Annotated in this window: 15 protein-coding genes; 4 read left to right on the plus strand and 11 right to left on the minus strand. The window is 58.3% G+C overall.

Going from position 1 to position 16,233, the window contains the following annotated elements:
• Nucleotides 1-47: 47 nt before the first annotated feature.
• The 5 genes from I9H07_RS05220 to I9H07_RS05240 form a co-directional block, all read right to left on the minus strand.
• Complete coding sequence (locus I9H07_RS05220) at nucleotides 48-962, minus strand: glutamate/aspartate ABC transporter substrate-binding protein (protein WP_024672628.1); 915 nt, start codon at nucleotides 960-962, stop codon at nucleotides 48-50.
• Between the two features lie 352 nt (nucleotides 963-1,314).
• Nucleotides 1,315-2,853 (minus strand): glycerol-3-phosphate dehydrogenase, encoded by a 1,539-nt coding sequence (glpD, locus tag I9H07_RS05225; RefSeq protein ID WP_236424267.1) that lies wholly within the window; start codon nucleotides 2,851-2,853, stop codon nucleotides 1,315-1,317.
• Nucleotides 2,854-3,716: 863 nt separating this feature from the next.
• Nucleotides 3,717-4,472, minus strand: a complete 756-nt coding sequence (locus I9H07_RS05230; RefSeq protein WP_024647071.1) for a DeoR/GlpR family transcriptional regulator — start codon at nucleotides 4,470-4,472, stop codon at nucleotides 3,717-3,719.
• Between the two features lie 99 nt (nucleotides 4,473-4,571).
• Nucleotides 4,572-6,077: a glycerol kinase GlpK gene (gene glpK / locus I9H07_RS05235; RefSeq protein WP_002554859.1), complete on the minus strand. Its 1,506-nt coding sequence runs from the start codon at nucleotides 6,075-6,077 to the stop codon at nucleotides 4,572-4,574.
• Nucleotides 6,078-6,106: 29 nt separating this feature from the next.
• The gene (locus I9H07_RS05240) at nucleotides 6,107-6,964 is read right to left on the minus strand and encodes an MIP/aquaporin family protein (protein ID WP_024675173.1); all 858 of its coding nucleotides are present in this window, start codon (nucleotides 6,962-6,964) and stop codon (nucleotides 6,107-6,109) included.
• A 351-nt stretch (nucleotides 6,965-7,315) separates the two neighbouring features.
• Here I9H07_RS05240 and ybaK point away from each other — a divergent pair, with 351 nt between their 5' ends.
• On the plus strand, nucleotides 7,316-7,786 hold the full coding sequence (gene ybaK, locus I9H07_RS05245) for a Cys-tRNA(Pro) deacylase (RefSeq protein WP_024675174.1): 471 nt from the start codon (nucleotides 7,316-7,318) through the stop codon (nucleotides 7,784-7,786).
• Between the two features lie 7 nt (nucleotides 7,787-7,793).
• Here the strand turns inward: ybaK and I9H07_RS05250 are convergent, their stop codons facing one another.
• Nucleotides 7,794-8,870: an ABC transporter ATP-binding protein gene (locus I9H07_RS05250; protein ID WP_236424269.1), complete on the minus strand. Its 1,077-nt coding sequence runs from the start codon at nucleotides 8,868-8,870 to the stop codon at nucleotides 7,794-7,796.
• The gene (argF, locus tag I9H07_RS05255) at nucleotides 8,867-9,787 is read right to left on the minus strand and encodes an ornithine carbamoyltransferase (RefSeq protein ID WP_236424270.1); all 921 of its coding nucleotides are present in this window, start codon (nucleotides 9,785-9,787) and stop codon (nucleotides 8,867-8,869) included. Before argF ends, I9H07_RS05250 begins: the two co-directional genes overlap by 4 nt.
• A 449-nt stretch (nucleotides 9,788-10,236) precedes the next feature.
• Between argF and I9H07_RS05260 the strand changes: the two genes are divergently transcribed.
• The 3 genes from I9H07_RS05260 to grxD all read left to right on the plus strand — a co-directional run bounded on the left by I9H07_RS05260 (nucleotide 10,237) and on the right by grxD (nucleotide 13,181).
• Nucleotides 10,237-10,530 (plus strand): hypothetical protein, encoded by a 294-nt coding sequence (locus I9H07_RS05260; RefSeq protein ID WP_024647077.1) that lies wholly within the window; start codon nucleotides 10,237-10,239, stop codon nucleotides 10,528-10,530.
• A gap of 133 nt (nucleotides 10,531-10,663) precedes the next feature.
• Nucleotides 10,664-12,772: a molybdopterin oxidoreductase family protein gene (locus I9H07_RS05265; protein ID WP_236424272.1), complete on the plus strand. Its 2,109-nt coding sequence runs from the start codon at nucleotides 10,664-10,666 to the stop codon at nucleotides 12,770-12,772.
• Nucleotides 12,773-12,854: 82 nt separating this feature from the next.
• Complete coding sequence (grxD, locus tag I9H07_RS05270; RefSeq protein WP_024647079.1) at nucleotides 12,855-13,181, plus strand: Grx4 family monothiol glutaredoxin; 327 nt, start codon at nucleotides 12,855-12,857, stop codon at nucleotides 13,179-13,181.
• Between the two features lie 191 nt (nucleotides 13,182-13,372).
• Here grxD and bfr read toward each other — a convergent pair whose 3' ends face one another.
• The 4 genes from bfr to pyrC all read right to left on the minus strand — a co-directional run bounded on the left by bfr (nucleotide 13,373) and on the right by pyrC (nucleotide 16,159).
• Nucleotides 13,373-13,843: a bacterioferritin gene (bfr, locus tag I9H07_RS05275; protein ID WP_024675178.1), complete on the minus strand. Its 471-nt coding sequence runs from the start codon at nucleotides 13,841-13,843 to the stop codon at nucleotides 13,373-13,375.
• A 200-nt stretch (nucleotides 13,844-14,043) separates the two neighbouring features.
• Nucleotides 14,044-14,262 carry a bacterioferritin-associated ferredoxin gene (locus I9H07_RS05280; protein WP_024675179.1) on the minus strand — a complete coding sequence of 73 codons (219 nt, stop codon included), beginning with the start codon at nucleotides 14,260-14,262 and terminating at the stop codon, nucleotides 14,044-14,046.
• A gap of 182 nt (nucleotides 14,263-14,444) precedes the next feature.
• The gene (gene rnt / locus I9H07_RS05285; RefSeq protein WP_024675180.1) at nucleotides 14,445-15,119 is read right to left on the minus strand and encodes a ribonuclease T; all 675 of its coding nucleotides are present in this window, start codon (nucleotides 15,117-15,119) and stop codon (nucleotides 14,445-14,447) included.
• Nucleotides 15,116-16,159: a dihydroorotase gene (gene pyrC / locus I9H07_RS05290; RefSeq protein WP_024675181.1), complete on the minus strand. Its 1,044-nt coding sequence runs from the start codon at nucleotides 16,157-16,159 to the stop codon at nucleotides 15,116-15,118. The genes rnt and pyrC overlap by 4 nt, the downstream gene beginning before the upstream one ends.
• Nucleotides 16,160-16,233 lie beyond the last annotated feature (74 nt).

Below are 16,233 nucleotides of genomic sequence, written 5' to 3' on the forward strand. Positions count from 1 at the left end.
CTTGCCTGTTCGGGATGCAATCAGTTCAGGCGGGCTGAACCGTTTGCTCAGGCTTTCTTGTCTTCTGCGGCTTTGTCGGTCGGGTTCTGAATCAGTTCCTTGAGCTTGTCGCTCATCGGGAAGTTCAGATTCAGACCTTTCGGAGGGACTGGGGACATGAACCACTTGGTGTAGATGGCGTTGATGTCGCCCGACTTGTAGGTCGCAATGATGGCGTCATCCACGGCTTTCTTGAACGGGGCGTCGCCCTTGCGAACCATGCAGCCGTAGATTTCATAGGATTGCGCAGTGCCGGTCACAGCCCAGTCGTCTGGCTTCTTGGCTTTGGCCATTTCGCCGGCGAGCAGGGCGTCGTCCATCATGAAGGCGACCGCACGGCCTGATTCGAGCATCTGGAAGGATTCACCATGATCTTTTGCAGAGATCACGTTCATGCCCATCTGCTTGTCAGCGTTCATCGATTTAAGGATGCGCTCGGACGTGGTGCCAGCAGTGGTGACGACGTTCTTGCCTTTCAGGTCATCGAAATCCTTGTAGCTGGAATCTTTTTTGGACAGCAGGCGGGTGCCCACTTCAAAGATGCCGATGGAGAAGTCCACCTGTTGCTGACGCTCGACGTTATTGGTGGTGGAACCGCATTCCACGTCAACGGTGCCGTTCTGCACCAGCGGAATACGGGTCTGCGAAGTCACCAGGTTGTACTTGACCTTGAGGTCAGGCATGTCGAGGTCTTTCTTGATGGCTTCGACGATTTTCAGCTGGATGTCATGGGAGTAGCCCATTGGCACGCCAGAGGCATCAGCGATGTAGGAAAACGGAATGGAGGCGTCACGGTGACCGAGGGTAATGGTGCCGGACTCTTTGATCTTTTTCAGTGTGCCAGTGAGTTCGGCAGCAAAAACCGGAGTGCTGATCAGAGCCGCTGCAATAGCGGCACCCAGAAGATGGGGAACAATGCGCATCGATGAATCCTCGATTTTATTTTCTTATTGATAGGGCCACTGGCAGGGCGGCCCGCTGTTTGACGAATGCTTCAACGGCGTCCTGAACGAGACACACGCCTTTGTTGAAACTGTCGATGCAGAGTGTAGAGCAGGAGTCGTGCCAGGCTCTCGATAATGTGTAAGCTTATGAAACATATAGGGTTTTAAAATATTCTAGGCGTGCGAAGACGACTCGGCGTCCGGGAAGCCGAATCGGCAGGCGTAAAGCGTTCGGGAAACCGAATGGGCAGATCAGGAGGGGAAGAAGCGGGTCAGGACGTGCCTGTTCACCCGAGGAAGGGTGAACAGGTGTATTTCGATGAGCCTGGCATCAGGCGGCTTCGATAGTCGCCTTGTTGCGGACAACTGTTTCCAGGTAACTGCGCACGTTGGCCTGTTCCTCAGGCGTGGTGAACAGGCCCAGCTTGGTACGACGCCACAGGACATCTTCGATGCTGGTGGCCCATTCCTGATCACACAGGTAATCGACCTCGCGTGTGTACAGGCCTGCGCCGAGGTGCTGGCCGAGATCGTCGAGGCTTTGCGCGCCTTCCAGCAACTGCCAGCTGCGGCTGCCATAAGTGATCGACCAGCGTTTGGCGATAGGCGCAGGCAGCCAGTTGTAGCGACGGGTCATTTCTGCGGCCAGCACTTCTGGCGTAGTCATGTCTTCGCCGCCGGGCAGGGCAGCCTTGGCGGTCCAGCTCGGTTTCATCTGTTTGAAGAACGGCGCCAGTTGGGTCATTGCCGACTCGGCCAGCTTGCGATAGGTGGTCAGCTTGCCGCCGAATACCGACAGGATGGGCGCTTCATCCGCACCGCCTGACAGCGACAGCGTGTAATCACGGGTGATGGCAGACGGATTATCGGACTCGTCGTTGCACAGCGGACGCACGCCAGAGAACGTATGGAGCACATCTGCGCGACTCAACTGCTTCTTGAAGTGATCGTTGGCCACTTTCAACACGTAATCCATCTCGCCTTCAGTGATGTCCACCTTGTTCGGGTCGCCCTGATATTCACGGTCGGTGGTGCCGACGATGGTGAAGTGCTCCAGGTACGGAATCGTGAACACGATGCGCTTGTCTTCGTTTTGCAGAATGAACGCGTGTTCACCCTCGTACAGTTTCGGCACGATCAGGTGGCTGCCCTGAATCAGACGGATACCGTAAGCCGAATCGAGCTTGAGGTCTTCACGGATGAACTTGGCGACCCAAGGGCCGGCAGCGTTGACCAGCGCCTTGGCGTGGATCGAAAACAGGCTGCCATCGCTGCGCTCCAGGTGCAGGTGCCACATGCCTTTGATACGGCGCGCACTGACACAGCGGGTCTGGGTATGGATGTGTGCGCCGTTTTCACGCGCGGCCATGGCATTGAGCACAACCAGACGAGCATCGTCGACCCAGCAATCGGAATATTCGAAACCGCGGGTGATGCTCGGATTGAGCGGGCTGTCTGCGCCGAAACGAATGGTCCGTGAAGCCGGCAGCTTTTCCCGCTTGCCGAGGTTGTCGTAAAGGAACATCCCGGCACGAATCATCCACGCCGGACGCAGATGCGGGCGGTGTGGCAATACAAAGCGCATCGGTTTGACGATATGCGGCGCTTTGGCGAGCAGCACTTCGCGTTCCGCAAGCGCTTCGCGCACCAGACGGAATTCGTAATGCTCAAGGTAGCGCAAGCCACCGTGGATCAGCTTGCTGCTGGCCGAGGACGTGTGGCTGGCCAGATCGTCCTTCTCGCAGAGAAATACCGACAAACCGCGACCGGAGGCATCTGCCGCAATCCCGACGCCATTGATGCCACCACCGATAACGGCGATGTCGTAAACCTCGGAGAGAGGTGGGGTTGGCACGGTAGCGTGGGGCATCGGTAGCCTCCTGGACAATTCTTGAGCATGGCTCGAATGGCGAATATGAACATTAATGTTCATTTCCGAAAATAATAGCTCAATAAAAGTGCTCTTGCCAGTCGGTATCGATTGAAAATACTGATGATGGGAGGGTGAAAAGAACAAAAATGAACATTGTAGGGCGGGATTTCATGCGCAGATGATTGTTCCTCAGCCTGGATGCAGCTTCTTTGATGATGCGCTGCCTGCCTGATGGAGGACGCAGAGCGTCCAGAACGGCATACGACGCGGAGCGTCGTACGATGGGCTTGCGGGCGCCTGTCGTTCCGCACGCTCCAGCGTAGGAATGCCTTGCGTGACGCTCCGCGTCACACATCCATGCAGCACCGCGCAATCAAGATCGGACGCAGAGCGTCCAGAGCGGCATACGACGCGGAGCGTCGCACGATGGGCTTGCGGGCGCCTGTCGTTCCGCACGCTCCAGCGTAGGAATGCCTTGCGTGACGCTCCGCGTCACACATCCATGCAGCACCGCGCAATCAAGATCGGACGCAGAGCGTCCAGAACGGCATACGACGCGGAGCGTCGTACGATGGTCTTGTGGGCGCCTATCGTTCCGCACGCTCCAGCGTGGGAATGCCTGGCGTGACGCTCCGCGTCACACATCCATGCAGCACCGCGCAATCAAGATCGGACGCAGAGCGTCCAGAACGGCATACGACGCGGAGCGTCGTACGATAGTCGAGATTCTCGTTCCGCACGCTCCAGCGTGGGAATGCCTGGCGTGACGCTCTGCCTCACAGATCCATGCAGCACCGCAGGATCACGAAAGGACGCAGAGCGTTGGCGTGATAGTCGGAATCAGGTCCCAATACGCACGGTCAAACCACTTCCAGACGAATCTTGTGCTGGTTCAGGAGTTGTTGCAGCGCAGGCACCGGGGGCTGGTCGGTGACCAGGCAGTCGATGAGGGTGATCGGCCCGAGCCGGACCATGGCATTGCGCCCGAATTTGCTGGAGTCAGCCGCCAGCAGCACTTTACGCGCATTGGCGATGATCGCCTGGGAAACCCGAACTTCCTGATAATCGAAATCCAGCAGACTGCCGTCTTCGTCGATGCCGCTGATGCCGACCAGCGCGAAGTCCACCTTGAACTGGCTGATGAAATCGATACTGCCCTGACCCACGACACCGCCGTCACGGCGGACATTACCGCCTGCGATCAAGACCTCGAAATCGTCCTTGGTGCTGAGAATCGACGCCACATGCAGGTTGTTGGTGATGATTTTCAGGTTGTTGTGATTGAGCAGAGCGCGGGCGATGGATTCGGTGGTGGTGCCGATATTGATGAACAACGACGCGTTGTCCGGGATCTGCGCGGCGATGGCCTCGGCGATCCGTTGTTTCTCGTCGCGCATCTGATCCGCACGCATGGCGTAAGCGGTGTTTTCGATGCTGGAGTCATAAGCCGCGCCGCCGTGGTAGCGACGCAGCAGGTTCATTTCCGCCAGCTGATTGATATCGCGGCGGATGGTTTGTGGGGTCACGACGAACAGCGTCGCCATTTCCTCGATGCTGACGTAACCACGGTCACGGACCAGTTCGAGGATCTGTTGTTGGCGGGGAGGCAGGTTCATTGTTTTTCCTTGAGCGCCCTCTACAAATGGCGCCCATCATGCCGCAGGCAAGTGTGACCTGTCAGCCGGAATCCTGTTCTCCCCACTCAACAGCAGCGATCACTCTTCGTTTTCGTGCGGTTCCCAGTCACGGGTGCGCGCCACGGCTTTCTGCCAGCCTGCGTACAGCTTCTCGCGATGCGCCTCTTCGCACGATGGCTCGAATACCCGCTCGATCACCGCCTTGTTGCGCAGTTCGTCCAGGCTGCTCCAGAAACCAATCGCCAGGCCGGCCAGGAACGCTGCGCCCAGTGCTGTCGTTTCACGCATTTGCGGACGTTCGACGTGAGTGCCGAGAATGTCAGCCTGAAACTGCATCAGGAAGTTGTTGGCCACCGCGCCGCCGTCCACACGCAGCGACTTGAGGCGTTCGCCGGAGTCCTGCTGCATGGCGTCGAGTACGTCGCGAGTCTGATAAGCGATGGATTCCAGCGCGGCGCGAATGATGTGATCGACTTTCACGCCACGGGTCAGGCCGAACAAGGCGCCACGGGCATACGGGTCCCAGTACGGAGCACCCAGGCCGGTGAAGGCCGGGACCAGATACACGCCATTGCTGTCCTTGACCTTGCTGGCGAAGTATTCGGTGTCCAGCGCGTCATTGATCAGCTTCAGTTCGTCGCGCAGCCACTGCACGGTAGAACCGCCGTTGAACACGGCACCTTCCAGCGCATAGGCCACTTCACCACGCGGACCGCAGCCGATGGTGGTGAGCATGCCATGTGCCGATTTCACGGCTTTCTTGCCGGTGTTCATCAGCAGGAAGCAGCCGGTGCCGTAGGTGTTCTTGGCCTGGCCCGGCTCGACGCACATCTGGCCGAACAGCGCCGCTTGCTGGTCGCCCGCGATACCGGCAATCGGAATGCCGCTCTTGCTGTGACCATAGACTTCGGACGAGCCTTTGACCTCGGGCAGGATTTCGCGCGGGATATCCAGCACGTCAAGCATGCGCTGATCCCACTCCAGCGTGTGGATGTTGAACAGCATGGTGCGCGAGGCGTTGGTGTAGTCGGTGACATGCACCTTGCCGCCGGTAAATTTCCAGATCAGCCAGGTATCGATAGTGCCGAACATCAATTCGCCTTTGCGGGCGCGTTCGCGGCTGCCTTCTACGTTGTCCAGAATCCATTTGACCTTGGAGCCGGAGAAGTACGGGTCAATCACCAGGCCCGTGGTGTCCTTGATGTATTCCTCAAGGCCATCGCGCTTGAGCTGCTGGCAGATCTCGGTGCTGCGGCGGCACTGCCAGACGATCGCGTTGTAGATCGGGCGGCCGGTGTCGCGTTCCCAGATCACCGTGGTTTCACGCTGGTTGGTGATACCGATGGCGGCAATCTGATTGTGATGCAGGTCGGCCTGCGCCAGTGCCTTGGTCATGCACGCCGTCTGGGTGGCGAAGATTTCCATCGGGTCATGTTCAACCCAGCCAGCCTGCGGATAATGCTGGACGAATTCGCTTTGGGCAGTGCTCACCACGTTGGCATCGCGGTCGAAAATGATGGCTCGCGAGCTGGTGGTGCCCTGGTCAAGAGCAATGATGTAATTCTTGTTCTGTGTGTCAGTCATGTCGATTGCCTTGCGTTATTAAGTGGGATTCAAGATGAAGCCTGAACTTTGCCGCGAACCACTGGAGCTTTTTTTTCGTTTTCAACGGGAACGGCGCTTGGCAGGTGACGCGCAATCAGCATGCGATAGCCGGCCGCACCCAGGCAGGCACCCAGAATGGGCGCAAAAATCGGAACCAGGAAATAAGGTATGTCACGACCGCCGGTGAACGCCATTTCACCCCAGCCAGCGAAGAACGTCATCAGCTTCGGACCGAAGTCGCGAGCCGGGTTCATGGCGAAGCCGGTCAGCGGTCCCATCGAGCTGCCGATCACCGCCACCAGCAGGCCGATCAGCAGGGGCGCCAGCGGGCCGCGCGGCAAGCCATTGCCGTCATCGCCCAAGGCCATGATCACGCCCATCAGAATGGTGGTGATGACCACTTCGACCAGAAATGCCTGACCCACGGAAATGGCCGGATTTGGATAGGTCGAGAATACCGACGCCAATTCGAGGCTTTGCTCGCTGCCGCGGATAATGTGGTGAGCATGTTCGAAGTCGAAAAAGAGGCTGATGTACAACAGGTACACAAGACCCGCGCCGAAAAACGCGCCAGCGATCTGTGACGAGATGTAAAACGGCAATTTACGTTTTTCGAAACCGGCGAACAGACTCAGTGCGATGCTGACGGCCGGGTTGAGGTGCGCACCGGAAACACCCGCGCTGAGGTAGATCCCCATGCTGACGGCGATGCCCCAGATGATGGAGATTTCCCATAAGCCGAAAGTTGCACCCGCGACCTTGAGCGCTGCAACGCACCCGGTGCCGAAAAAAATCATCAGGGCAGTGCCCAGAAATTCTGCCAGGCATTGCCCGGTCAATGTCGGTTGTTTTAGTGCAATGGTCATGGATACCTCATTTTTGTTTTTGTCTCGGCACCCTGAGACAGTCGTGGGTGCTCGTTATTCGTGCGTATCAGAAAAACCCCATTTCTGATCGCCGGTGCGAGTTATACCGAAAAATCGCTTTCGATAATATTCGTAAACGAAAAAATATAGACAAGAAACCCCCCTGTCAAAGGTCGGAACCGAACGGTCAGGAAATCTTCCTCATCCCATGAAGACGCTTTGTGTGGGCTGTAGCACGGGACGTTACGGCTATTTGCAAAAGGCCATCAGTGTTACAGGTGGCGTGAATCAAGGCATGTTCACTTTACCTGGCTTAAAGTGGTGGTCGTCTCGAACCCGTTGGAGCGTTACATGACACCCGCATTGGACTTACTGAAAAAACTTCATGCCGAGCACCGTATTCATAGCTATGAACATGATCCGAAAGCGGCGTCGTATGGGCTGGAGGCGGCGGAAAAACTGGGGCTGGAGCCTGGGCGAGTGTTCAAGACCTTGTTGGCCAGCACTGAAAAAGGTGAATTGCTGGTCGCTGTCGTGCCGGTCGTCGGAACACTCGATCTGAAGGCTCTGGCGCAGGCTGCCGGGGCCAAGAAAACCGAAATGGCCGACCCTGCGGCTGCGCAACGTTCCACCGGATACCTGTTGGGCGGCATCAGCCCGCTCGGTCAGAAAAAGCGGCTGCGCACGTTCATCGACGACACTGCGCAGAACTTTGAAAGCATTTATGTCAGTGCCGGGCGGCGGGGGCTGGAAGTGGAACTGACGGCGGCGGTGCTCGCCGAACACACGCAAGCCAGGTTTGCCCCGGTCGGTCGTGGATAGGCCGGCGTCAGTTGCCCGGGAGGTGCGCCGCGACGCTCCCCGGCGCTGCAAACAGCACCAGATGATCAGCCGCCACACGAATGCCGACGTCGTCACCCTGGCGGTGATCGGCATGGCTGGGAAAGATGGCCTCAAGCTGGCTGCCAGTGGGCAGTTGCAGACGATACAAGGTCGAAGCGCCTTGAAAAGTCCGACCCGTGACCCGCGCTTTCAAGTCGCTGTCGGGTGCGTAAACGATATCGTCAGGGCGCAGCAAGACATCTACGGCACTGCCGCTGACACCCGGATATGCCCGGTTACCGCGCAGAACGCCGAGCTCGGTATTCACCGATTGTGGATCGATCATCTGCCCGCGAATGAAATACCCCTGGCCGATGAAGCTGGCAACAAAGGGTGTCTGCGGTTCGTGGTACAGGTTGTAAGGCGTATCCCACTGTTCCAGACGACCTTCCTTGAAGACGCCCACGTGATCGCTGACCGCGAAGGCTTCTTCCTGATCGTGAGTCACCAGAATGGCGCTGGTGCCGCGCGCCTTGAGGATGTCTCGCACTTCATGGCTCAGCCGCCGACGCAGCTCGCCGTCCAGGTTGGAGAACGGCTCGTCGAGCAGCAATAGCTGGGGTTCCGGTGCCAGCGCTCTGGCCAGCGCGACACGCTGTTGCTGGCCGCCAGATAGTTCGTGAGGATAGCGCTTACCCAACGCGCCGAGATTGACCAGCTCCAGCAACTCGCCGATCACCTTGCCCAGCTGCGGGTGTTTGCGAATGCCGAATGCCACGTTTTCGGCAACGCTCAGGTGCGGGAACAGGGCGTAATCCTGAAACACCATGCCGATGCGGCGCTTCTCTGGAGCCAGCGTCCAGCCAGGGCGGGAAATCACTTCGCCCGCCAGGCTGATTTCCCCGGCGTGGATCGGTTCGAAACCGGCGATTGCGCGCAGGGTCGTGGTCTTGCCGCAGCCCGATGAGCCCAGCAGGCAGCCGATATCGCCGGCATTGAGGTGCAGATTCAGGTCCTGCACCACGCGCTGGTTCTGATAGCCGCAGGCCAGGTTGCGCAGGCTCAGCAGCAACGGCTGGTTCATGCGGGCTGGCAGGCCGGTGCGACGAGAAACTCCAGCAAGGCTTTTTGTGCGTGCAGGCGGTTTTCGGCCTGATCCCAGGCGACCGAGCGCGGGTCATCCAGCACGTCGACACTGATCTCTTCGCCGCGATGGGCGGGCAGGCAGTGCATGAACAGCACGTCCTTGTCGGCCAGGTCGAGCAGGGCGCGCGTGACCTGAAACGGCGCGAACAATTTCTTGCGCCGCGCGGTTTCCTCTTCCTGGCCCATGGAGGTCCACACGTCGGTGCTGACCAGATGAGCCCCGGTCACCGCGGTCTGCGGATCGCGAACCACGGTGACCCGGTCACTGGCCAGCGCCAGAAACTCAGGATTGGGTTCGTAGCCGGCAGGGCAGGCCACACGCAACTGGAAGTCGAACTGGATCGCCGCTTCTATATAGCTGTTGCACATGTTGTTGCCGTCGCCGATCCAGGCCACGGTCTTGCCCTTGATCGCGCCACGGTGCTCGAGAAAGGTCTGCATGTCGGCCAGCAACTGGCAAGGATGCAGATCATCGGACAGGCCATTGATCACCGGCACACGGGAATTGGCAGCGAATTCGGTCAGATTGCTGTGTGCATAGGTGCGGATCATCACCGCATCCAGCATGCGCGACATGACTTTTGCACTGTCGGCAACGGGCTCGCCACGGCCCAATTGAGTGTCGCGATGCGACAAAAAGATTGCCTGGCCACCCAGATGAATCATCCCTGCTTCAAACGAAAGACGGGTACGTGTCGAGGATTTTTCAAAGATCATCCCCAGCACCCGGTTTTTCAGCGGCTCAAAGAGTACGCCGCGATTTCGCAGGTCTTTGAGCTCTACGCCACGACGGATCAAGCCCAGCAGTTCGTCCGGGGTGTAATCCATCATCGAGAGAAAGTGCCTGGGGTTCATGATTAACTACCTTTTTTGCAACAGACCGCAGGTTATCAAAGCCGGTTTTTATCGGGAAAACGGCCAGACCTGCGGCGGAAGCCGCACGGGGCGACGAATAGGAAAGGCGCGATAGTATAAAAAAATGTCGCGTCTTACCAATAGCATACGTGTTTCGGAGAAGCAGGCCTCAGTGGCATTACTCGTCGAGGCGCGCCGTAAGGGTTCATTGACACGCTAAAAGTTGACTACGCTGAGGAGGCTAACAGCCACCTCCCGTTTTTCCGAAGGCAGCATTTGTACACTGCTCAAATAGCGCTTGGCAATTAGTACCAATCCTGCAACAGTCCGCCGTTACGCGGGCGCGCTTATGCGAAAGATGTCACGGACTTGAAACAGGGACCGTTCCTTTAATGTCGTGCGTAGGTTATAAAACAGTGCCGATACATTACTGATCGAGGGGTGGGGGAATGGACTCAAAAGAGCATCAATTGACGGAGTTATTGGGTCTCACTGCTCGCACGCTTACCCATCTGACGGCTTCAATGACTTCAATGTCTTTCGAACTGCTGCGCAGCGAGGATGAAGTCACTCGGACCGCAGGGCGACGCATGATCGACCGCATGGCAACCATCAGCGCAGGCCTCGACGAGCACTGGCGGCTGATCGGCGACCTGACGGGCGTGCATCTCGCTCAGGAGCAGATCGAAACCGTCACTGAAATCCAGTTGCAGCGCAAGGTCGTCACACCTATCGGCGGTTGATGTGGCCTGACCATCGGCCTGTATGATGCTTCTCGATTCACACGACGAACGTCAGTGGCGCGGGTCATGGCGAGGCACCATAGTGCTTGTTCAGCAATCGCTCGAATTGCCATGACAAGACCATGAGGCTGCGATGACCCGGACCGAACACTACCGCGCCTGTCACCTGTGCGAGGCCATTTGCGGCCTTGTCATTGAAACCATCACCACGCCGGGTTCCAGCCAGGGTATTGCGTCCATCAAGGGTGATCCGCTGGATACCTTCAGTCGCGGCCATATCTGCCCCAAGGCGGTCGCGCTGCAGGATATTCAGAACGACCCCGATCGCCTGCGCCAACCCATGCTGCGTAACGGTGACCAATGGCAACCGATTGACTGGCAGCAAGCATTCGATCTGGTGGCGGAGCGGCTTTACGCCATTCAGCAACGCCATGGGCAAAATGCGGTGGCGATCTATCAGGGCAATCCCAGTGTTCACAACTATGGGTTGATGACGCACAGCAATTACTTCCTCGGCCTGCTCAAGACCCGCAACCGCTTTTCGGCGACGTCGGTTGATCAGTTGCCGCATCACCTCACCAGCTTCCTGATGTACGGCCACGGCATGTTGCTACCGATCCCGGACATCGATCACACCGACTTCATGCTGATCCTGGGTGGCAACCCGCTGGCGTCCAATGGCAGCATCATGACCGTTCCGGACGTCGAGAAGCGTCTGAAAGCCATTCAGCAGCGCGGCGGCAAACTGGTGGTGATCGATCCACGGCGCAGCGAGACCGCAGCCATCGCCGATCAACATGTATTCGTCCGCCCTGGCGGTGATGCCGCCTTGCTGTTCGGGTTGCTCAATACCCTGTTCGAAGAGGGGCTGACCCGCGAAAGCCACTTGCCAGTCGATGGCCTGGATCACGTCAGGCACGCCATTGCCGACTTTCACGCCGAGGCCATGGGCCCGCGCTGCGGTGTGCCCGCCGAGCAGATTCGACAATTGGCGCGGGATTTTGCGGCGGCTGACAAAGCCGTGTGTTACGGGCGCATGGGGGTGTCGACGCAGGCCTTCGGTACGCTTTGCCACTGGCTGGCGCAACTGATCAATCTGGTCACCGGTAATCTGGACCGTGTCGGGGGCACGCTGTGTACTGAACCTGCGGTGGATCTGGTCAGTTCGACCTCCGGTGGGCATTTCAATCTGTGGCAAAGCCGCGTCTCCGGCCTGCCGGAGTATGGCGGCGAGCTGCCGGTATCGGCACTGGCCGAGGAAATGCTGGTGGAGGGTGAAGGGCAGGTTCGTGCGCTGGTGACAGTCGCCGGCAACCCGGTGCTGTCGACACCCAACGGGCGTCAGCTGGATCAGGCGTTGAACGGGCTCGAATTCATGGTCAGCATTGACCTGTACATCAACGAGACGACTCGCCATGCCGATTTGATTCTGCCGTCGACCTCGGCCCTGGAAAACGATCATTACGACACCACATTCAACACGCTCGCGGTGCGTAACGTCACGCGCTTCAACCGCGCTATTTTTGACAAGCCCGAGGGCGCTCTCCACGACTGGGAGATCTTTGTCGGCCTGGCCAAGGCGTTTGCCGCCAAAGCCGGGCGCGAACTCAAGCCGACCCTGCCTCCCGCGCAGATGATTGATCGCGGCCTGCGGGCGGGGCTCTACGGTGATGCGTCGCCGCACAAGCTGTCGCTGGAAACACTGGCCAGTCACCCGCATGGGCTGGATCTGGGTGCCCTGAAGGCCAATCTGACAGCGCGACTGAAAACCGCCAATGGCCGCATTCAGGCCGCGCCACAGGTGATCATGGCGGATCTGGCGCGCTTCGCTGCGGCTCCCGCGCCCAAGGCGGGCGAGTTGCTGCTGATTGGTCGCAGGCACGTACGCAGCAATAATTCCTGGATGCATAACTATCACCGGCTGGTGAAAGGCAAGCCTCGTCATCAGTTGCTCATGCACCCTGATGATCTGGCCTGTCGCGGGCTGAGCGATGGGCAGCAGGTCAGCGTCAGCTCGCGGGTCGGAATGATCGAGGTGCAAGTGCTGGGCAGTCTGGACATGATGCCAGGGGTGGTCAGCCTGCCGCATGGCTGGGGCCATTCGCGAGCGGGCGTCAAGATGGAAATAGCCCGGAGCCAGCCTGGCGTGAGCGCCAACGACCTGACCGACGAACGGCAACTCGACGCGTTGTCGGGCAATGCGGCGCTGAACGGGGTGCCGGTGCAGGTGGCTTCATGTTGAGGTTCAAGCGTCTGGCTCGGGATTTCGTTACAATGCGCCACCGTGCCGACAACTGAGTCGGATATTTCAGCCGAGGTGCTCCATGGATATCATCGAAACAATCAAAGAGCAGATTTCCAGCAACACTATTCTGCTTTACATGAAAGGCGCTCCAAACGCTCCGCAATGCGGTTTTTCGGCCAAGGCCTCTCAGGCGTTGATGGCCTGCGGCGAAAAGTTCGCCTACGTCGACATCCTGCAAAACCCTGAAATCCGCGCCAACCTGCCCAAGTACGCCAACTGGCCGACGTTCCCGCAACTGTGGGTTGCCGGTGAGCTGGTGGGTGGTAGCGACATCATCACCGAGATGATGGCCGACGGTTCGCTGCAGACCCTGGTCAAAGAAGCATCGGCTGCCAAAGCCGAGTAAAGCCCTGCGCTCGAACGGCATTCCGACGCGGAGCACGGGCAGATAGTCGAGATTATCGTTCCCTACGCTCCAGCGTGGGGATGCCTTTCACGATAGGTGAGGGTGCTGAGTGTCCTGCGCCATGGTTTTACAGACAAGAAAAAGCCCGCTCTCGATTGAGGCGGGCTTTTTCGTTGCGGCGCAGGCGGCGATCAGTCGCCCATCTGCGATTGCAGGTAGTTCTCGATACCCACCTTGATGATCAGACCCAGCTGGGTTTCCAGCCAGTCGATGTGCTCTTCCTTGGGCTCAAGGATGTCTTCCAGCAGCTCACGGCTGCCAAAATCACCCACGGTCTCGAAGTGAGCAATGGCCGCTTTCAGATCAGCCAGGCCTTTCTGCTCGATCTTCAGGTCACACTCAAGCATTTCCTTGGTGTGCTCGCCAATCAGGATCTTGCCCAGCTCTTGCAGATTCGGCAGGCCTTCGAGGAACAACGTCCGCTTGATGAGCTTGTCAGCGTGCTTCATCGCATGGATGGACTCGTGATACTCATGCCCACCGAGCTTTTTCAGACCCCAGTCTTCGTACATGCGTGCATGCAGAAAGTACTGATTGATAGCGACCAGCTCGTTTCCGAGGATCTTGTTGAGATGCTGGATGACTGTAATGTCGCCTTTCATGTTCGAGGTCCTGCCGATAGATGGTGTCGATAAGCTGCGAGTGTGAGCTGCGCCTAAACGTCTGTCAAACCTAACTAGTTGAATAATAAGTGAATTTAAATAGAAATAAGAATGTTTGAGTTCCGCATCTTGATGCTAAGCGCTTGAATTACAGGCATAAAAAAACCGGACATGGCGTCCGGTTCTTTAAAAAGGGGTATTCAGGCCGCTGAAAATTCTGTGGAATAGGCCAGTGCCGCATGACTGCTTTGCAGTTCGGTCAGCGTGTCGCGCACCACTTCCTTGGCCAGGCAGGCGCATTTTCCACATTTACTCGCGACGCCAAGCGTTTCGCGGACTTCACGGTAACTGCAGCAGCCTTCCAGAATTGCATCCCGGATTTGACCGTCTGTGACACCTTGGCAGAGGCAAACATACATAAGCTATGGACCGTCGCTGGTTTATTGCTTGGTGCCGAGGAGCTTAATGTTAATGAGAATGCTTGTCAAAACTGTTTTGGGTTCGATTCAGGAAGCGGCGATGAGTGGTCGTCCACGACAAATGCTTTTCGGCAGACATGAAAAAACCGGCACAGGGCCGGTTTGCTCATGACGCAACGACATCAATCGTCGAAGTCTTCCCAGCCGCCCATCTCTTTCCAGCGGTTGACGATGCCGCAGAACAGCTCGGCGGTTTTTTCGGTGTCGTAGCGGGCCGAGTGGGCTTCGCGGCCGTCAAAGTCGATTCCGGCCGCCTGGCAGGCTTTGGCCAGTACGGTCTGACCGTAGGCCAGGCCGGCGAGGGTGGCAGTGTCGAAGCTGGAGAACGGATGAAACGGGTTGCGTTTCATGTCCATGCGGGCCACGGCGGCGTTGACGAAGCCCAAGTCGAAGCTGGCGTTGTGGCCGACCAGCACGGCGCGTTTGCAGCCATTGGCCTTGAGGGCTTTGCGTATGCCACGGAAGATGTCGTTCAGCGCAGTCTCTTCGCTCACCGCCATGCGTAGCGGGTGATCGAGCTTGATGCCGGTGAATTCCAGCGCCGCGGCTTCGATGTTGGCGCCTTCGAATGGCTCGACCCGGAAAAAATAGGTGTGCTCGGGGAACACGAAGCCTTTTTCGTCCATGCCGATGGTCACCGCAGCGATTTCCAGCAGCGCGTCGGTGGCCGAGTTGAAGCCACCGGTTTCTACGTCAACGACTACCGGCAGGTAGCCGCGAAAACGCGCTGCCATCGGGTGACGTGAACCGCCACCGCCGTGGCCTTCCTGTTCGTCATCGAAATGATCTTCACTCACGCGTGTTCCTCCAGACGCCAGCGCAGTTTTTCACCCGCGCGCAGCGGAATAACGGTCAACTCGCCAAACGGCAGGCTGGCAGGGGCGGTCCACTCGTCACGTACCAGCGTGATGGTGTCCTGATTGGCGGGCAGGCCGTAGAACGCCGGACCGTGGAGGCTGGCGAAGCCTTCCAGCTTGTCCAGAGCGTTACGTTGCTCGAAAGCTTCTGCATACAGCTCGATGGCGGCGTAGGCGGTGTAGCAACCGGCGCAACCGCAGGCGTTTTCCTTGGCGTGCTGGGCATGTGGTGCCGAGTCTGTGCCGAGGAAGAACTTGCCGCTGCCGCTGGTGGCCGCGTCGAGCAGAGAAGCCTGATGCGTATTGCGCTTGAGAATCGGCAGGCAATAGAAGTGCGGACGAATCCCGCCGACCAGCATGTGGTTGCGGTTATACAGCAGGTGATGCGCAGTGATGGTCGCCGCAACGTTGGCCGAGGCCTCATTGACGAATTGCACCGCTTCGCCGGTGGTGATGTGTTCGAACACCACCTTGAGCGCCGGAAAGCGTTCGACGACGCGGCGCAGGTGTTCTTCGATAAACACCTTTTCGCGATCGAATACGTCGACTTCACCGCGCGTCACTTCGCCGTGTACCAGCAACAGCATGCCGACTTCGGCCATGGCTTCGAGCGCAGGGAAGATTTTGTCGATGCTGGTGACACCGGAATCGGAGTTGGTCGTTGCGCCAGCCGGATACAGCTTGGCGGCGTGGACGAAGCCGGTTGCCTTGGCGGTGCGAACATCTTCAGCCGTGGTCTGGTCGGTGAGATAAAGCACCATCAGCGGCTCGAAGCGGCTGCCGGCCGGGCGTGCGGCCAGAATGCGCTGGCGATAGGCATCGGCTTGCAGCGCATTGCGAACAGGCGGCACGAGGTTGGGCATGATGATTGCGCGACCAAAGGTTCGCGCTACGTCGGCAACGGTATGCGGCAAAACAGCTCCATCACGGAGGTGAATATGCCAGTCGTCGGGGCGCAGAAGGGTCAGGCGGTCAGACATTGGGGATTCCAGGCGGGTCAAACTCGCTGGGAATGCTACCGGAAAAGACTCTGTCAGGCATCCGCTATCAAGTT

The organism is Pseudomonas syringae, assembly GCF_023278085.1.
GTDB lineage: Bacteria > Pseudomonadota > Gammaproteobacteria > Pseudomonadales > Pseudomonadaceae > Aquipseudomonas > Aquipseudomonas syringae_Q.